Here is a 16,207-nt window from a genome sequence, read left to right on the forward strand (position 1 = left end):
AGGGGACAGCGTCGCGTCGTGCGGGGTGCCTCCGAGGCGAGTGCGGTGCTTCCGGAAACCGGCGTACGTGTTTTCGCAACGAAAGATCTTGAGGATGACGGCGAGTGCCAGCAGAAGGGTCGGCGATGAGCCGTGACAAGGTGACCACCGAGGTGCCCAGGGGAATCCCTGCCGGGCACCGGAACTGGGTGGCCCGCACCGATGTCGTCCTGGCGGATCCAAGACTCGTGGAGGCTTCGGAACGTCTGGGACGCCCTCTGGTGAAGTCCGCGGTAAGGGCGGCCCAGCAGCAGGCACGGGCGGGCGAGATTCCCACCGGGGCCGTGGTCGACGCGGCCGTGGCCGCTCTGCCGTTGACCGCGGGAGGACTGCGGTCCGTGATCAACGCCACCGGAGTGCTGCTCCACACGAACCTCGGCCGTGCCTCCTTGTCGGCGGCGGCCCGCTCGGCCGTCGTCTGCGCGTGCGGACCGACCGATGTGGAACTGGACTTGGACAGTGGGAAGCGCGGCCGTCGCGGTCGCACCGTGCTGGCCGCCCTGAGGGAGAAGGTCCCCGCGGCCGGTGCGGCGCATGTGGTGAACAACGGTGCGGCCGCGCTGGTACTGGCGGCTACGGCACTCGCCGCTGGCAAGGAGATCATCGTCAGTCGCGGCGAGATGGTGGAGATCGGAGACGGCTTCAGGCTGCCGGACCTCCTGGTGTCCACCGGGGCCCGCCTGCGAGAAGTCGGGACCACGAACCGGACCACGCTCGACGACTACGCGAAGGCGGTGGGGCCCCGCACCGGGTTCGTGCTGAAGGTCCACCCCTCCAACTTCCGCATCACGGGCTTCACTCGCGCGACGGGTGTGGAGGAACTGGTCGGCCTCGGTGTCCCCGTGGTCGCGGACATCGGTTCCGGACTCCTGGCCCCGGAACCGATGCTTCCCGAGGAGCCCGATGCGGAGAGCTGGCTCAGAGCGGGCGCGTCCATGGTCACCGCCAGCGGTGACAAGCTCCTCGGCGGGCCCCAGTGCGGCCTGGTCCTGGGGCAGGAGGATCTCGTCCTGCGCATGGCCCGGCACCCGCTCGCCCGGGCTCTGCGCGTGGACAAACTGACACTCGCCGCACTGGAGGCCACGCTGCGGGGCCCACGGACACCCACGTATACGGCCCTGCACTGCGACATCACCAGTCTGATCGAACGTGCCGAACGACTCTCCGCCGGGCTGCGCGACGCGGGCATCGATGCCCAAGCGGTGGACAGCGAGGCGACAGTTGGCGGCGGGTCGGCCCCCGGCGTGGTGCTGGACAGCGCCGCTGTGTCACTGCCCGCACACTACGCGGACAGGTTGCGTGCCGTATCACCCGCCGTGGTGGGCCGGCTCGACGGCGGACGCTGTCTGCTCGACCTGCGTGCGGTGCCGGCCGAATCGGATACCGCCCTCGCCGGTGCGGTTCACGCCGCGGCAGGGAGATGACGAGGATGCATGTCATCGCCACGGCCGGACACATCGATCACGGGAAATCCACGTTGGTCAGGACGCTCACCGGCATGGAACCCGACCGCTGGGAGGAGGAGCGCCGCCGGGGACTGACGCTCGATCTGGGTTTCGTCTGGTTCCGGCCCGTCCCCGAGGGTGAACCGATGGCGTTCGTCGACGTACCGGGGCACGAAAGACTCGTCGCGAACATGCTCGCCGGTGTCGGTCCGGTACCCGCGGTCCTTTTCGTGGTCGCCGCGGATCAAGGCTGGCAGGCACAGTCGCAGGAACATCTGAGCGTGCTGGACGCCCTCGGCGTCCGCCACGGGGTTCTGGCGGTAACGCGCGGTGATCTGGCTGATCCCGGACCGGTGAGCGCCGACGCGGTGCGGCGGATCGCCGCCAGTTCACTGGGCACGGTCGAAGCGGTCGCCGTCAGCGCGGTCACCGGCAGGGGCATCGACGAACTCCGCTCGGCACTCCTCCGCTTGGCGGGCTCGTTGCCCGCTGCCGACCCGGCGGCGGACGTGCGTCTGTGGGTGGACCGCGCTTTCACGGTACGGGGCCACGGAACGGTGGTCACCGGGACGCTCGGCGAGGGCACGATCCGCCTTGGTGACCGCCTCACCGCGGCGAACGGGCAGGCACTGCGCGTCCGGGGGATGCAGGCCCTGCGGGAGGACCGCACGGAGGTGGCCGGCGTCGCCCGGGTCGCGGTCAATGTCCACGGGCCCGGCGCGGGGGCCGTCCGGCGCGGCGACGCACTGCTGACACCGGGCCGCTGGTTGACCACCGGTGTGGTCGACGTACGGACGCACGGCGACGGCGCCCACGACCTGCCGCGTCAGCTGACCCTGCATGTCGGCTCCGCCGCGGTAGCCGTCACGGTGCGCCCCTTGGGCCACGACACCGCGAGGCTGACCCTCGCCAGAGAGCTGCCCCTCCGGCTCGGCGACGCGGCTCTGCTACGTGATCCCGGCGGGCACCGGCCCCCGTTCGGGATCACCGTGCTGGACGTACGCACACCGCGGTTGAGGCGTCGCGGGGCGGCGGCAGCGAGGGCACGCGAGTTGGAAGGGACTTCCGGCCTCCCTGACCCCGCCGGCGAACTGCGTCGCCGCGGCCTGGTACGGGCCGGCGACCTCGAAGCGATGGGCGCGCCTGCCGAAATCCGGCCCGTGGCAGGGGATTGGCTCGTCGACCCGGTCCTGTGGGACAGGCTGCGTACCCGACTCGTCGCCGCCGTGGAGGAGCATGCCGAGGCCCATCCGCTGGACCCCTGCCTGCCGACCGAGGAGGCCCGCAGGCTCCTCAAGCTGCCCGACAGGCTGCTCGTCGACGCCCTGGTGGCGTCGGTCGGCGCACCCACTTTGACGCAGCGTGACGGCAGGATCCACGGCACGGTCCGCCGGCCGGAGTTGCCCCCCGCAGTACGATCGGCGGTCGACGCGGTCCGTAAGGACCTTGCCCGCTCGCCCTTCCGTGCCCCGGAGGCCGCCCGGCTCACCGAACTCGGCCTGGGCGTGAGGGAGATGGCCGCCGCGGCGGCGGCCGGTGAACTGCTCAAGGTCGCGGAAGGAATCGTGCTGCTGCCCACGGCGGACGCCGACGCGGCCGGGATCCTCGCCGGTCTGCAGCAGCCGTTCACGCTCAGCGAGGCCCGTCGGGCGCTTGACACGACACGCCGTGTCGCCGTTCCCCTGATGGAGCACCTGGACCGGTGCGGCTGGACCGAACGCGTCGATCAGACACACCGCAGACACCGGGCGGACGCGGACAACGGAAGCGGAGGCGGACGGGAATCGAACCCGCCTGCCCGAGATCCTCGGACACCTCGGTTTTGAAGACCGGGAGGGCCACCAGGCACCCACACGCCTCCTTGCCGCCCACGTAGGAATCGACAAAACGGCAGAATACCGATCCTTGGGCGTCCGGCTCGAAAGCGCGGCCGCGAGCCCCTCGGCAGGTTTCCCACAGAACAGGAGTGGTATGACATCCGCCCAACAAGTCGCCCCCGGCGTCCGCCTGACGCAGTACGCGCACGGAGGTGGATGCGCCTGCAAAATCCCGCCCGGTGAGTTGGAGGACATCGTCGCCGGCCTCACCGGCACCCGGGCCGGTGCCGGTCACGCGACCGAACTGCTGGTCGGAATGGAGACGGGTGACGACGCGGCCGCGGTCAGGCTGCCGGGCCCGGGACCGGGCGGCACCGCCTTGCTGGCCACGGCGGACTTCTTCACCCCGGTGGTGGACGATCCCTACGACTGGGGCCGCATCGCCGCCGCCAACGCGCTGTCCGATGTCTACGCGATGGGCGGCCAGCCGGTCGTGGCGGTCAACCTGCTGGCCTGGCCGCGCGAGACGCTCCCCTTCGAGCTCGCCAGGGAGGTCCTGCGCGGTGGTCTGGACATCGCTGCGCAGGCGGGCTGCCATGTGGGAGGCGGCCACAGTGTCGATGACCCGGAACCCAAGTACGGGATGGCGGTCACGGGCATCGCCGACCCGGCGCGGCTGCTGCGCAACGACCGCGGGACGCCGGGGACGCCGCTGTCACTCACCAAGCCGCTCGGCCTCGGCGTGCTCAACAACCGGCACAAGGCCACCGGCGAGAACTTCGAACAGGCGGTGGCGACCATGGTGGAACTCAACCGGGCCGCTGCGGAGGCCGCCGTGGAAGCTGGTGCGGCCTGCGCGACCGATGTCACCGGCTTCGGGCTGCTCGGTCACCTGTACAAGCTGGCCAGGGCCTCGGGGGTCAGTGCTGTCATCGACGCGGCGGCCGTACCTTACCTGGACGGCGCGTGGAGCGCCGTCCGTGAGGGTTTCGTCAGTGGCGGGACTCGCCGCAACTTGGAATGGGTGTCGCCACACACCGACTTCGGCACCGCGGCTGAGGACACCCGGCTGCTCCTGGCGGACGCGCAGACCTCGGGCGGCCTGCTGGTGGCCGGTGAGATTCCCGGCGCACCGGTCATCGGGGAACTGGTGGCGCCCGCCGAACACACACTCGTGATCCGCTGATGGTCGGCGACTGCCGCGTGCGGCGCGCCGGCCGTGCGTCTGCCATCCGCGTTCACTGCGCGCGTCCGGTGTGCTCGTCGATACCCGCCCGGGTGCGGTAGGACCGGACGAAGTCGGCGGCGGCCGGGCCACGCGGGCGCCTGCCGGGCCGGATGTCGACGGTGATGGCCTTGCTCTCCTGGATGTGAACGTTCGGGTCGAGCGACATGTGTGTCAACTCGTTCGCGGCGTCCCCGACGGCGTATCCGTTGGGTCCCCAGTGCCAGGGGAGGCCGATCTGGTGCAGCGTACGGCCCTGTACCAGGAGCGGAGTCATCCGCTCCGTGACCAGCACTCTGGCCTCCACCACTCCCCGCGCGCTGACGATGGTGGCCCAGCCGTTGGCCTCCAGTTCACGCTCGGCGGCGAGTTCGGGGGAAACCTCACAGAAGAACTCCGGCTGGAGTTCCGCCAGGTAGGGCTGCCACCGTGACATCCCACCGGCGGTGTGGTGCTCGGTGAGCCGATAGGTGGTCACCACGTACGGGAAGACGTCCGCGCCTTGTTCCGCACCCGACGGGTGATAGCGGTTGTCGACACCCGAGGGGAGCAACTGCCTTACGGGGTTGCGTTGCTGTCCGTAGAGCGCGTTCGGGAACGGCGACTCCTGCGGCTCGTAGTGGGTGGGCAGCGGACCGTCGACCAGTCCGGCGGGAGCGTACAGCCAGGCCTTTCCGTCCGACTGCATGATGAAGGCGTCCGTCCCCGAAAGCGCGTCCGCACCGGTCGCGCCTTCAGCCGGCTGGAACCACGGCGGCTTGTCGACAGCGAAGTCCGGGGTGTCGTGACCCGTCCACACCTCCCGGTCCCGGTCCCACCACACCAGTGCTTTGCGTTCGCTCCACGGCTTGCCGTCCGGATCCGCCGACGCGCGGTTGTAGAGGACCCGTCGGTTGGCGGGCCAGGCCCAAGCCCACTCGTTGGCCACCCAGTCCTGTTCACTGCCGGGCTTACGGCGAGCCGCCTGATTGACTCCCCCGGCATACACACCACAGTAGATCCAGCAGCCGCAGGACGTGGAACCGTCGCTGGAGAGTTGCTGGTAGGAGGAGAGCGGCCGGCCTTCGGAGTCGTGGCCGTTGATCTCCGCGAGCACTGCCTCGGCATCCGGTTCGAGCAACTCCCCCTGGGTCGGGTAGTCCCAGGTCAGATCGAGCAGTGGACGGTCCATCTCGTCGGTGGAGTCGGCGAGTTTGCGCCGGATGATCCGGCCCAGGTGGTACATGAACCACAGTTCGCTGCGTGCGTCGCCCTCCGGCTCGACCGCCTGGTGATGCCACTGCAGCATCCGCTGCGTATTGGTGAAACTGCCGGACTTCTCAGTGTGGGCGGCGGCGGGCAGGAAGAACACCTCGGTGCCGATGTCCTCCGTACGCATCTCACCGGTCTCGATCTCCGGGCCGTCCTTCCACCACGTGGCGGACTCGATCAGGGAGAAGTCCCGGACGACCAGCCAGTCGAGGTTGGCCATGCCCAGCCGCTGCATCTTCGCGTTGGCGGAACCCACCGCCGGGTTCTGGCCCAGCAGGAAGAAGCCTTTGCACTTCCCCTCGATCTGTGCCCTGACCGTGTCGTAGGTACTGTGCGAGCCCGTGAGCCGCGGCAGGTAGTCGTAGCGGAAGTCGTTCTCCTCGGTCGCGTTGTCGCCCCAGTACGCCTTGAGCAGGCTGACCACGTAGGAGCGGGTGGCACCCCAGTAGCCCTTCCGGGTCTGCTGCACCGCGACGAACGCGTCGAGGTTCTCGTCCGTGTGCGCGTGCGGCATGTGGATGTAGCCCGGCAGCAGATCGAACAGCGTGGGAATGTCTGTCGAGCCCTGGATCGAGGCATGGCCCCGCAGCGCCATGATTCCGCCGCCCGGCCGGCCGATATTGCCCAGCAGGGTCTGCAGGATCGCCGCCGTACGCACGTACTGCACTCCCACCGTGTGCTGCGTCCATCCGAGTGCGTACGCGAGGGCGGTCGTACGTTCCCGGCCCGAGTTGTCGGCGAACATCTCACAGACCGTCAGGAATGCGTCCTGCTTCACACCGCAGATCTGTTCCACCATCTCCGGGGTGTACCGGGAGAAGTGCCGCTTGAGTACCTGGAACACGCAGCGGGGGTGGTTGAGCGTGACGTCGCGCTCCTGGTCGCACTCCTCAAGGGTGGCACCCCCGGAACCGGTGGCCTCACCACGCCCCGCCTCGGTGACGGTCCGGTTGCCGTCCATGGGCGCCCTGTCCCTTTCACCCGACGTCGCCCGTACGTCCGGTGAACCTTCGTACTGCCAGGTGCTCTTGTCGTATGTCCGATTGTCCGTGTCCAGCCCGGAGAAGACACCGTCCAGATCCTCGGTGTCCTGGAAATCCTCACTGAGGATGGTTGGCGCGTTGGTGTACGCGACGACGTAGTCACGGAAGTACCGGTCGTTCTGCAGGACATAGTTGATGATTCCGCCGAGGAACGCGATGTCGCTGCCGGCCCGCAGCGGCACATGCAGATCGGCCAGAGCGCTGGTCCTGGTGAAACGCGGATCGACGTGGATGACCTTGGCGCCGCGCGCCTTGGCCTCCATCACCCACTGGAACCCAACCGGATGGCACTCGGCCATGTTCGAGCCCTGAATGACGATCAGGTCGGAGTTCTGCAGGTCCTGCTGGAAGGTTGTGGCCCCGCCGCGGCCGAACGAAGTCCCCAGACCGGGGACGGTGGCGGAGTGTCAAACGCGCGCCTGATTCTCGATCTGCACCGCGCCGAGAGCGGTGAACAGCTTCTTGATCAGGTAGTTCTCCTCGTTGTCGAGCGTTGCCCCGCCGAGGCTGGCGAACCCCATGGTGCGCCGGGTGCGTGCCCCGTGGATGTCTTCCCACTCCCAGCCCTCGCGCCTCGCCTTCACCACTCGGTCAGCGATCATGTCCATCGCCGTGTCGAGCTCCAGGTGCTCCCATTCAGTACTGTTCGGGCGGCGGTAGAGGACCTGGTGTTCCCGGGCCGACCCGGTGGTCAGCTGCAGGCTCGCCGACCCCTTGGGACACAGCCGGCCGCGTGAGACAGGGGAATCGGGATCCCCTTCGATCTGGGTGACCTTGCCGTCCTGTACGTAGACGTCCTGACCGCAGCCGACGGCGCAGTACGGGCAGATCGACTTCACCACCCTGTCCGCCGTGTCCAGACGTGCCTTCCGCTCCGAGCTGAGCGGACTCTTGACGGCGGCCCCGCGGCCGAGCGGATCGTTGCCTTTCAGCTGTCGGTACACCGGCCATGAATCGATCCAGGTCCGTACGCCCATGTCACGACCTCTCCGCGAACCGTTCGGCGACCGGCCGGTGCCCGCGGCCTTCCCGCCCTCGGTTGGTGATGCTGCTCCTCTTTACGTGCCGCATCGAATTTTACGGATCACAGCTCTTTTTTGATCGAAGCACGCGACGCCGGGCAGCGCAATTCACAGATTTTGGAATTCCCACCAGAACACCGCTATCGGCCTTCCTCGCTTACCTCTCCAAGGGTTCCTGGATTGGTCACTCATAGAGCGGCCATATGGACCACAGTGCCACCACACCGGCCCTTCCTCTCAGGAGCGTCACCTCAATGGCCCCGCCTCACACAGTGGTTCGGCGTTGCGGTGGGGGGACCTTCGGGCGAGTCTTGTCGAAGCGGGGCAATCAGGTACTTGAGTTGCTGAATGGTGTCCGCGAGCCGGCCGGGAGCCGGTCCGTCCACCGTCGGCTCGTCGAGTCGGGGGCACCGCGAACGAACCCGTAACGATGTCGCTCGACCCCGACGTGCGCATCCAGGAGGACAGAGCCCTGACCACGGACCTCGTCACGGGCCGCATGCCGCGAGGAGCCGACCTGCCGACGCTGGCGGAGGAGCACCGGGTCCGGGCCCGCAGCACCGATGACACCGGAACGGAGACCGTCAAGTGACCCGTACGACCGGCCCGTCGGGCCACCTTCTCAGCGGCGTCGAACCGGATCCCGCGCGGGACGCGGGCCACGACGACGCGCCTCCCCGCGTCGGGTTCTTCACCGATACCTCCGTGTGCATCGGCTGCAAGGCGTGCGAGGTGGCCTGCAAGGAGTGGAACGCGATCCCCGAGGACGGCATCGCGCTGGCCGGGATGAGCTACGACAACACTGTGGCGCTCGGCGCCTCCTCCTGGCGCCACGTGGCCTTCGTCGAACAGCAGGTCCCGGTGCCCGTGCCCGACGGCCGTACCGAACTGCCCCTGTTCGCCGCGGGGGCGCCGGCCACGGGCACGGACACCGCACCGTCCATCCCCGGCGAGGCGCGGGGTGACGCCGGTGGAGGTGTGCGCTGGCTGATGTCCTCAGACGTCTGTAAGCACTGCACCCACGCCGCCTGTCTGGACGTCTGCCCCACCGGCTCGCTCTTCCGCACCGAGTTCGGCACGGTCGTCGTCCAGGAGGACATCTGCAACGGCTGCGGCTACTGCGTGCCTGCCTGCCCCTACGGCGTGATCGAACAGCGCCCCAACGACGGACGGGTGTTCAAGTGCACCATGTGCTACGACCGCCTCGGCGCGGGGCAGGAGCCTGCGTGCGCCAAGGCCTGCCCCACTGATTCCATCCAATTCGGCCCTCTCGACGAGCTGAGGGAACGCGCGGCCCTGCGCGTCGACCAGCTGCACGAGGCCGGCGTCACCGACGCACGGCTGTACGGGGCCGACCCCGAGGACGGTGTGGGCGGCGACGGAGCCTTCTTCCTGCTGCTCGACGAGCCCGAGGTGTACGGGCTGCCGCCCAACCCCGTCGTCACCACCCGCGACCTGCCCGAGATGTGGAAGCACGCCGCGTTCGCCGCACTGACAATCGCCGGAGGCGTGGCGTGCTCGTTCGCCGCATCGGCGCTGACCGGAAGGAAGTCCCGCCGATGACCGGTTCCGATGTCACCCGGGACGGAGTCCGCGGGGCACGCCCCGGCCGCGACGCCGCTCCCGGAGCCTTCCAGCAGAGGGGCCGCCGGCGCCGAAAGGGCGAGGAACCCATGGTTCCCCGCGCGGAATTCGACTCGTATTACGGGCGCCCGATCATCAAGACTCCGCCCTGGTCGGCCCGCGACATCGCCGGGTACTTCTTCTTCGGAGGTCTGGCCGGCGCCGGCTCGGTCCTGGCGGCGGGCGCCCACGTGACCGGCCGCACCACAACCGCGAAGGCCATGAAACTCTCCTCGATCGGCGCCCTGTCCGTGTCAGCCGCCGCTCTCGTCAACGACCTCGGTCGGCCCGCGCGCTTCCACCACATGCTGAGGGTGTTCAAACCGACCTCTCCCATGAGCGTCGGCTCCTGGCTCCTCACGGGGTACGGCGCCTTCGCGGGCGCGGCCGCGGCGAGCGCCGTCACGGGCCGCCTGCCGCTGGCGGGCGCGGCCGCCACGGTCGGCGCCGCGTTCCTCGGGACCGGCGTCGCCACTTACACGGCCGTGCTGGCGGCCGACACCGCCGTGCCCGCCTGGCACGGGGTGTACCGCCAGCTACCGTACGTGTTCGCCGCGTCCGCGACAGCGGCCGCGTCCGGTATGGCCCTCGCCGTGGCACCGACCCGCGAGAACACACCTGCGCGATGGGCGGCGGGCCTCGCCGCCGTCGGCGAGGTCGTGTCGATGACGATGGCCGAGCGGGGTCTCGGAATGGTCGCGGAGACCTACCGCACCGGGCGCGCGGGCACCTTGCTGACAACAGCGCGGGTACTCACGGTCGGTGGAGCGGCCTGCGCCGCATTCCTCGGACACCGGAGCCGTGCCGCGGCTGTCGGTTCGGGTGCGATGCTGCTCGCGGGCTCGGCGTGCACCCGCTTCGGCGTCTTCGCCGCGGGGATCGCCTCGGCGAAGGACCCCGTCTACACGGTGGGGCCACAGCGCGAGGTGCTGCAACGTTCCGCGGCCGTTGACCAGACACCGCGGGACGACCGGCGTCCGGCCTGAGCCCGTCCGGGGCCGACCGGTGAGGCCACGGACGAGACGCACGACGGCACGCCGATTCACGACGCTGTACAGACGGCGCTTCAGGAACGACGGATGAGTGCGTGTTTCCGGGCCTTGGCCGGCGCGCGCGTCGTCGATACGTCTGGCTGTTCGAGTAGGCGGAAGCGGCAAGGTCGGCCACCATTGCGGCCATGACGGGTGAGGATCAACCGGCGGGCGACTGCTTCGTCTGCCAGAAGCACAGGGATTCCACACTGATGCCTGGAGGACCGGTCCACGAGAACGACCTCGTGGTGATCTCGCACATGTCCCCGCGGGCTCCTGGACAGTCGGATGAGGTCTACCTGGGACACCTGCTGGTGGAACCGCGTCGGCACGCAGCCGGGCTTGCGGATCTCACTGTGAGGAGGCCGGGCACGTGGGGCGTTGGAATTCCGCGGCCGCCCGGGCCCTTCGAGACGTCGCCGGTGCTGAACACGTCTACGCGGCTGTCATCGGAGATCAGGTGTCGCACCTGCATGTTCACCTCCTGCCGCGCTACCCCGGCACTCCCCGGCAATATTGGTGGACACGCGTTGACGAGTGGCCGGAGGCTCCGCGGGGCGGTGAGGAAGCTGCCAGCCAACTCGTTGAGCGTCTGAGAGCCAGCCTGTAGCCGCCGATAATCAACTGATCAACAACCACGCTGGCCCGCCCCCCGACGGGACCGGCCTCGGACGCCACTCTCTGCCCCGCCCCTCCGGCCGGGGACAGACGGTCACCGGCGCTGGACGCCCCTTGCTGCGACTGCCCTAGAAGCGGACTGCTTGTACGCTTTCAGGAGGAAAGGAAGCGGAGGTCGGACGACGTTCCCGCACTGCGGTGCCGACGGGCAGGGCCCGCCACACACCGCACATGGTCACTGGCTTTCCTGTTTCCGGTCAGCGGCGAATTGAGGTGTCGCCTTGGCGAGTCAACTGTTTTCCCCCAGGAGCCCCCGCCGGGGCGGGACCGCACACGGCCGGCTGAGCTGGTAAGAGTGTCGGCTGTTACGCGGCTGCTTCCACGAGCGCCAGTCCTGCTGCCTCTCACCGTGCTGTGCATCGTGACGGCGGTCGGGTTCATCGTTCCCATGGAGATCCACACGGCATCGCTGCTGGTCGCCGTCCCCGCGCTGACCGCCGGACTCACCACCCCCCGGACAACCGCCCTGATCACGGCAGTCGCATGCGTCGCCGCGGTAGGTCTGGACATACGCGACGGACTGCTGCACACAGCGACCCTCCCCATCCACGTCGTCGACATCCTCGTGGTGGGAGGCCTTGTCCTCTTGGTCTGGCACTTGCGAGATCTGGATTCCAAGGCTCTCAGTCAGGTGAGATCAGTATCCGAAGCCGCGCAGCACGCTGTGTTGCGGCCCCTCCCCCGCCGCATCGGGGAACTCCGAATCGCCTCCGTCTACCACTCCGCGGCGGCACAAGCGCAGATCGGCGGCGACCTGTACGCCGCTACGCGCACTCCCCACTCGGTCCGTCTGATTATCGGCGACGTCCGGGGGCACGGCCTGCCGGCGGTTGACGACGCGGCTGCGGTCCTGAGCGCATTCCGGGAGGCCGCGCACCGGGAGACGACTCTGCCGGACCTCGTCGCCACGCTTGAGCAGAGCGTCCGCCGACACTTCGAGGAGATTCGCACGCCGGAAAGCGACAGCGACGAACGCTTCATCACCGCCCTGGTCCTGGAGATCCCCGACGACAGCCACGAAGTACATCTCATCAGCTGTGGTCACCCACCACCCATGCGGCGATCACAACAAGGCCACACAGAGCTCCTGCGCTCGCCGCGACCCGCACCACCACTGGGCCTGGGCGGCACCGCGAAGGACTACCGGCTCGACACCTTCAATCTGGCGGCCGGGGACGCTCTCCTCCTGCACACCGACGGCCTGCTGGAGGCCCGCGGTCCCAACGGTGTCTTCTACCCCGCCTTCGACCGGTTCGCCGCCCTGCGCTGGAGCGACGCCGACGAACTGCTCCAGCGCCTGACAACAGACCTTCTCGACTACGCCAGGGGGACGCTGGAAGACGACGTCGCCCTGGTCGCGATCGAACGCCTCCCAGAACTCCGGGACACCCCGGCCTGACACATCCGCGCTGCGCTGAAGCGCCCCGGCATCGTCACAGCCCACCGACACGCTGGTTAGTACTTAGCGGGTAAGCGACCGGTAGTAATCAAGCCGCGCAGCGTCATCAAGTGGGATGGCGCGGTCTCGGGGCCTGCCCGACGTAGAGGACTGGGTCGTAGGTACGCGCCGGCCCGATGGACTCAAACCCCAGCTTGCCTGCCTCGCAGCTCCGGCTTGGAGCTCTCAGCGGCTCAGTTGGCGGGTGGCCAAGTGCGGGCGCTCAGGGTGCCCGCACGTTGAGGCATCGCGTATTTAGCGGATGGGGCCGGATTCTGATTACTGACTGTGGCCGGTCACGGTGGCCCAGCGCGGATCGAGGTGGCCGAGCCATACGTCTTGGTCGTCGGCCAGCGGTTTCTTCAGGGGAAGAGGGAGGAACCGGCAGGCGAAGGTGAGTCCGACGTCTTCTCCGCCGCCGGTGACGCGGTGGTCCCACGCATCCGGGGTTTCCACTGATGCCCGAAGGAAGAAGAACGTGGTCCGTCGTGGCTGACCTGTCTCGGGATGAGGCTTGTCCTCCACGGCGATCTGTCGGACGACCGTGGCGGTCAGCAGACCGGTCTCCTCGGCGACCTCTCGAAGGACTGCTTCTTCCAGTTGCTCGCCCGATCCGACTCCACCCGCGGGGACTTGAGTACCGGCCTCGGGCATACCGATGTGGTCGAACACCAGAACTTCGGGGACAGCGCGGTCCCGGATCACGTACGCGGCGACACGGATTCTGGGTCGGGTCATCCAGGCATTGTCAGTCATCTGCGCCTTTCATGGTCGCCGGGGGCGAATCGGCTCCAGGTTCCGACTGCTTCGGTGACCGGCCGTCGCGTTCGCGCCGACGAGGGCCGATGCTGGTGCTGGTGCCGTCGGGTGGCCCGCACGTGGCCGGCCGCTCTACTTGGCCCGTCTGGCCAAGTAGAGCGGCTCAGTCGTGGTGTTGAGTCAGTGGAACCAGACGACGAGGTGTACGTTCTCCGCTCCGTGGACTTCGCTGAGGATGCCCATGACGCTCCAGACCCGGCCCCAGTCGCTGTCGACCCCTGCGGCCGAGGCACGGCTTGGCGTGCCGGAGGCGTCTGTCTCCGCCCAGTCGACGGCGGCCAGCTCGGCCCAGGTCAGCCAGGTGGTCCCGTAGACATCCCCAGGACCGCCGAACGCGGCGAAATCGCCACGCAATCCATCCGACGCGTTGTCCGGGAAGCCGCGGCCCTCCGCCAGGGGACGGAAGCCGAAAGAGTTCCGGTCCGAAGAGAGAGGCGAGGCCGTCATAGGCGTTGCCCCTGTTCAGCAGGAACAGGTCGAGGGCGGTCTGCCACACGGCGTCCTCGTCGTCGGAACCCCCCAGACGGGCTCCCGGACGACATTCGATCATCCCACTCACGTCGGTCGACATACGGAGACCCTGGCTGCGTGCCCCAGCGCCGGCACCTGCTTTTCCGCTCTGGCTGCCCCACCGCCCGGCCGACGCCCCCATCCACGTGGATGGTTGGGATCAGGGGCGGCGTGCGAGGAAGACGAACTCTCTGCCCGGCCGGTCAGGCGCGGCGCGCACGTCTTGGACCATGTAGCCATGTGCGACCAGGTCCGTCTCGACCTCTTCGCGCCCTCGGAAGCGCAGCGTCGAATCCGAGGTCAGCACCTGTCCGTCCGCTGCGAAGACGTAGGTCCAGCGGAAGGTCACCAGGGGCCAGTTCACCTCGGTCAGCTGGACCCAGCTCTCCACGGAGCCGACGCCCGGGATCTCCGTCACGCGGTGGGAGTTCTCGCGGGTCCACTCTTCCCAGGCGCGACTGGCCGGATCGCGGGTCTCGAAGACCAGGTGCCCACCGGGGCGTAGTGCTTCGTGGGCCCCCTGCAGTGTCTCCTGCCAGGCGTCCGGATCAACAATGGCCTGGGCGACGTTCGCTGTCATCGTCGCGAGACCCACCCGCAGCGGCGGGAGGGCTGTCACGTCACCGCAGATCCAGCGCACTCGCTCACTGCTCGGTTTGGCCCGGGCGACGTCGATGGATGCCTGGGCGGGATCGATGCCGACGACCTCGATCCCGCGGCCGGCCAGGAGAAGTGCGAACACCCCTGTGCCGCAGCCGATGTCCAGAACTTGGTGTGCCCCGAACTCTTCCGCAATGCGGAGGTAGGCATCGAGATCGCTGCGGTCTGGGTCGAGCGGATCGTAGATCGCGGCGAGGCGCGGATGTCCGAAGCAGTCGTCAGCCATGCGGCCGAACGTATGCAGAGCTGGCCCCGAAGAGCTACTGAGTTCCACCGGACTCGACCGACTGGTGTTCACGGGCAAGGCGCCACAGGCGTCTCGCGGGGAGGCAGTCCGCGTGGAAGGCGTAGAGAAGGCGCCCGCGCTTGGGGTCCGGAATGGTGCACGGATCCCTGGTCAGGCAACTGCGGCTGAGGGCTGGAGTTGATGGAGAGCACCATCACGGGACAGCACCAGGTTCATCCTCCGAGGCGGTGCGCAAGGTGGAGCAGATCTCCCAGGTGCAGCACCCGTCCGTCGAAGCCCGGGAGCGGGACGTGGAGCGGCTGGGTCCAGCGGGCGGGGATTGCATCCAGCCCGTAGTACGCCCCCGCCAGGCCTCCGGTCACCGCGGCGACGGTGTCCGTGTCACCGCCGAGGTCGATGGCCGCGCGTATCGCGTCTTCGAAGCTTGCGGTGGTGCGCAGGGCCCAGACGGCGGAGCCCAGGCACGGCCAGACGGCACCGTTGAACTCGGTTGCCTGATCGGGGTGCCAGTCAGGCGAGAGGACCGTGGCGTAGCGGCCGCGATGGTCGGGATGGACATGAGCCAGGATGTCCGGTAGCGCGGTGAGGGGGTCGGTGTCCTCCAACGCGACACGGATGAGTTCGTGGAAGAGCGCGGTGCCTTCCCAGGCCGTGCGGTCACCGTGGGTGAGCGCGGCGATGCGGCGGGCCGCGTCCATGGTGGCTTCTTGGCCGGCGGACGCGAAGTGGACGGCGGAGGTCGATGCCCGCATCAACGAGCCGTTTCCCGCTGCTCGTTGGTTGACCTGAAAATGGATCGCGGCGGCAAGATCCCAGGGCATGCCGTTGGTCAGGACGTCTTCGGTCTGCAGGCCGATGTCCTTGGGGTCTGATGCTGCCCAGCGCTGGAAGCGGGAGAAGATGTCCGGCAGATCCAGTCCGCCCCGCTCCAGCAGCGACTCCGCGACCAGGATGGCCATCTGCGTGTCGTCGGTCGCCTCGCCGGGGTCCCAGCCACCACCTCCGCACATCTCGTCAACGGCACCGGCACCGGCACCGGCACCGGCACCGGCACCGGACGAGGGAAACCGCGCGGAGAACGCTCCAGGGGGACCGAACTCGAAGGGGCCACCCAGCGCGTCACCCACCGCTGAGCCGGCGATCGCGCCGGCGGCCCGCTGATAACGCTTCATTCGCACAGATTATCTGTGGTGCGCAGAGGGCCGCGGGCCCTATTGCTCCTCGGCTCCCGAATCGTCGGGGCGAACGTGTCGCGGCTCAGTGCCGCCTGAGACATCCGGGGTAGCGACCCGGCAATTCAGTTGAGCCCTTCACGCGGATGAGAGCCGAACTGCCACAGTCGGCGCATCTGTTCGTCGG

General features: G+C 68.7%; 11 protein-coding genes, 1 tRNA gene and 1 pseudogene. 7 read left to right on the plus strand and 6 right to left on the minus strand.

The window, feature by feature from the left end:
• Nucleotides 1-125: 125 nt before the first annotated feature.
• Together selA and IEY79_RS27575 are read left to right on the plus strand one after the other, a co-directional pair.
• A complete protein-coding gene (gene selA, locus IEY79_RS27570) occupies nucleotides 126-1,463 on the plus strand; it encodes an L-seryl-tRNA(Sec) selenium transferase (RefSeq protein WP_189110318.1) in 1,338 nt (445 codons plus the stop codon).
• Between the two features lie 5 nt (nucleotides 1,464-1,468).
• Nucleotides 1,469-3,163 (plus strand): annotated as a pseudogene (locus tag IEY79_RS27575) (GTP-binding protein); the annotation flags it as partial.
• A gap of 88 nt (nucleotides 3,164-3,251) precedes the next feature.
• Here IEY79_RS27575 and IEY79_RS27580 read toward each other — a convergent pair.
• Nucleotides 3,252-3,345 (minus strand) — tRNA-Sec (locus tag IEY79_RS27580).
• Between the two features lie 110 nt (nucleotides 3,346-3,455).
• Between IEY79_RS27580 and selD the strand changes: the two genes are divergently transcribed.
• Entirely contained in the window at nucleotides 3,456-4,487 is a 1,032-nt protein-coding gene (selD, locus tag IEY79_RS27585; RefSeq protein WP_189110319.1) for a selenide, water dikinase SelD, read from the plus strand.
• A 52-nt stretch (nucleotides 4,488-4,539) separates the two neighbouring features.
• Here the strand turns inward: selD and fdh are convergent, their stop codons facing one another.
• Nucleotides 4,540-7,797: a formate dehydrogenase gene (gene fdh / locus IEY79_RS27590; protein WP_189110320.1), complete on the minus strand. Its 3,258-nt coding sequence runs from the start codon at nucleotides 7,795-7,797 to the stop codon at nucleotides 4,540-4,542.
• Nucleotides 7,798-8,272: 475 nt separating this feature from the next.
• On the opposite strand from fdh, the gene IEY79_RS27595 reads away from it, so the two are divergent.
• From IEY79_RS27595 to IEY79_RS27610, 4 genes are all read left to right on the plus strand, one after another.
• Nucleotides 8,273-8,434 (plus strand): hypothetical protein, encoded by a 162-nt coding sequence (locus tag IEY79_RS27595; RefSeq protein ID WP_189110321.1) that lies wholly within the window; start codon nucleotides 8,273-8,275, stop codon nucleotides 8,432-8,434.
• On the plus strand, nucleotides 8,431-9,405 hold the full coding sequence (locus IEY79_RS27600; RefSeq protein ID WP_189110322.1) for a 4Fe-4S dicluster domain-containing protein: 975 nt from the start codon (nucleotides 8,431-8,433) through the stop codon (nucleotides 9,403-9,405). Before IEY79_RS27595 ends, IEY79_RS27600 begins: the two co-directional genes overlap by 4 nt.
• The gene (gene nrfD / locus IEY79_RS27605) at nucleotides 9,402-10,451 is read left to right on the plus strand and encodes an NrfD/PsrC family molybdoenzyme membrane anchor subunit (RefSeq protein ID WP_189110323.1); all 1,050 of its coding nucleotides are present in this window, start codon (nucleotides 9,402-9,404) and stop codon (nucleotides 10,449-10,451) included. Before IEY79_RS27600 ends, nrfD begins: the two co-directional genes overlap by 4 nt.
• 1,111 nt (nucleotides 10,452-11,562) lie before the next feature.
• Entirely contained in the window at nucleotides 11,563-12,573 is a 1,011-nt protein-coding gene (locus IEY79_RS27610) for a PP2C family protein-serine/threonine phosphatase (protein ID WP_189110324.1), read from the plus strand.
• Nucleotides 12,574-12,891: 318 nt separating this feature from the next.
• Here the strand turns inward: IEY79_RS27610 and IEY79_RS27615 are convergent, their stop codons facing one another.
• From IEY79_RS27615 to IEY79_RS27630, 4 genes are all read right to left on the minus strand, one after another.
• Nucleotides 12,892-13,350, minus strand: a complete 459-nt coding sequence (locus tag IEY79_RS27615) for an NUDIX hydrolase (protein WP_189110325.1) — start codon at nucleotides 13,348-13,350, stop codon at nucleotides 12,892-12,894.
• A 201-nt stretch (nucleotides 13,351-13,551) separates the two neighbouring features.
• Nucleotides 13,552-13,878 carry a hypothetical protein gene (locus IEY79_RS27620; RefSeq protein ID WP_229701177.1) on the minus strand — a complete coding sequence of 109 codons (327 nt, stop codon included), beginning with the start codon at nucleotides 13,876-13,878 and terminating at the stop codon, nucleotides 13,552-13,554.
• A gap of 223 nt (nucleotides 13,879-14,101) precedes the next feature.
• A complete protein-coding gene (locus IEY79_RS27625; RefSeq protein ID WP_189110326.1) occupies nucleotides 14,102-14,827 on the minus strand; it encodes a class I SAM-dependent methyltransferase in 726 nt (241 codons plus the stop codon).
• 233 nt (nucleotides 14,828-15,060) lie between these two features.
• Nucleotides 15,061-16,020, minus strand: coding sequence for an ADP-ribosylglycohydrolase family protein (locus IEY79_RS27630; RefSeq protein WP_189110327.1), 960 nt, complete (start codon nucleotides 16,018-16,020; stop codon nucleotides 15,061-15,063).
• Between the last annotated feature and the right edge of the window lie 187 nt (nucleotides 16,021-16,207).

It is taken from the genome of Streptomyces camponoticapitis, assembly GCF_014646115.1.
Lineage (GTDB): Bacteria > Actinomycetota > Actinomycetes > Streptomycetales > Streptomycetaceae > Streptomyces > Streptomyces camponoticapitis.

What these genes read in the sequence shown, in the direction of transcription:
- IEY79_RS27630 (WP_189110327.1), bottom strand. Translation starts at nt 16,020, where the DNA reads ATGAAGCGTTATCAGCGGGCCGCCGGCGCGATCGCCGGCTCAGCGGTG.
- selA (WP_189110318.1), top strand. Translation starts at nt 126, where the DNA reads ATGAGCCGTGACAAGGTGACCACCGAGGTGCCCAGGGGAATCCCTGCC.
- IEY79_RS27620 (WP_229701177.1), bottom strand. Translation starts at nt 13,878, where the DNA reads ATGACGGCCTCGCCTCTCTCTTCGGACCGGAACTCTTTCGGCTTCCGT.
- IEY79_RS27625 (WP_189110326.1), bottom strand. Translation starts at nt 14,827, where the DNA reads ATGGCTGACGACTGCTTCGGACATCCGCGCCTCGCCGCGATCTACGAT.
- nrfD (WP_189110323.1), top strand. Translation starts at nt 9,402, where the DNA reads ATGACCGGTTCCGATGTCACCCGGGACGGAGTCCGCGGGGCACGCCCC.
- IEY79_RS27595 (WP_189110321.1), top strand. Translation starts at nt 8,273, where the DNA reads ATGTCGCTCGACCCCGACGTGCGCATCCAGGAGGACAGAGCCCTGACC.
- IEY79_RS27610 (WP_189110324.1), top strand. Translation starts at nt 11,563, where the DNA reads ATGGAGATCCACACGGCATCGCTGCTGGTCGCCGTCCCCGCGCTGACC.
- selD (WP_189110319.1), top strand. Translation starts at nt 3,456, where the DNA reads ATGACATCCGCCCAACAAGTCGCCCCCGGCGTCCGCCTGACGCAGTAC.
- IEY79_RS27615 (WP_189110325.1), bottom strand. Translation starts at nt 13,350, where the DNA reads ATGACCCGACCCAGAATCCGTGTCGCCGCGTACGTGATCCGGGACCGC.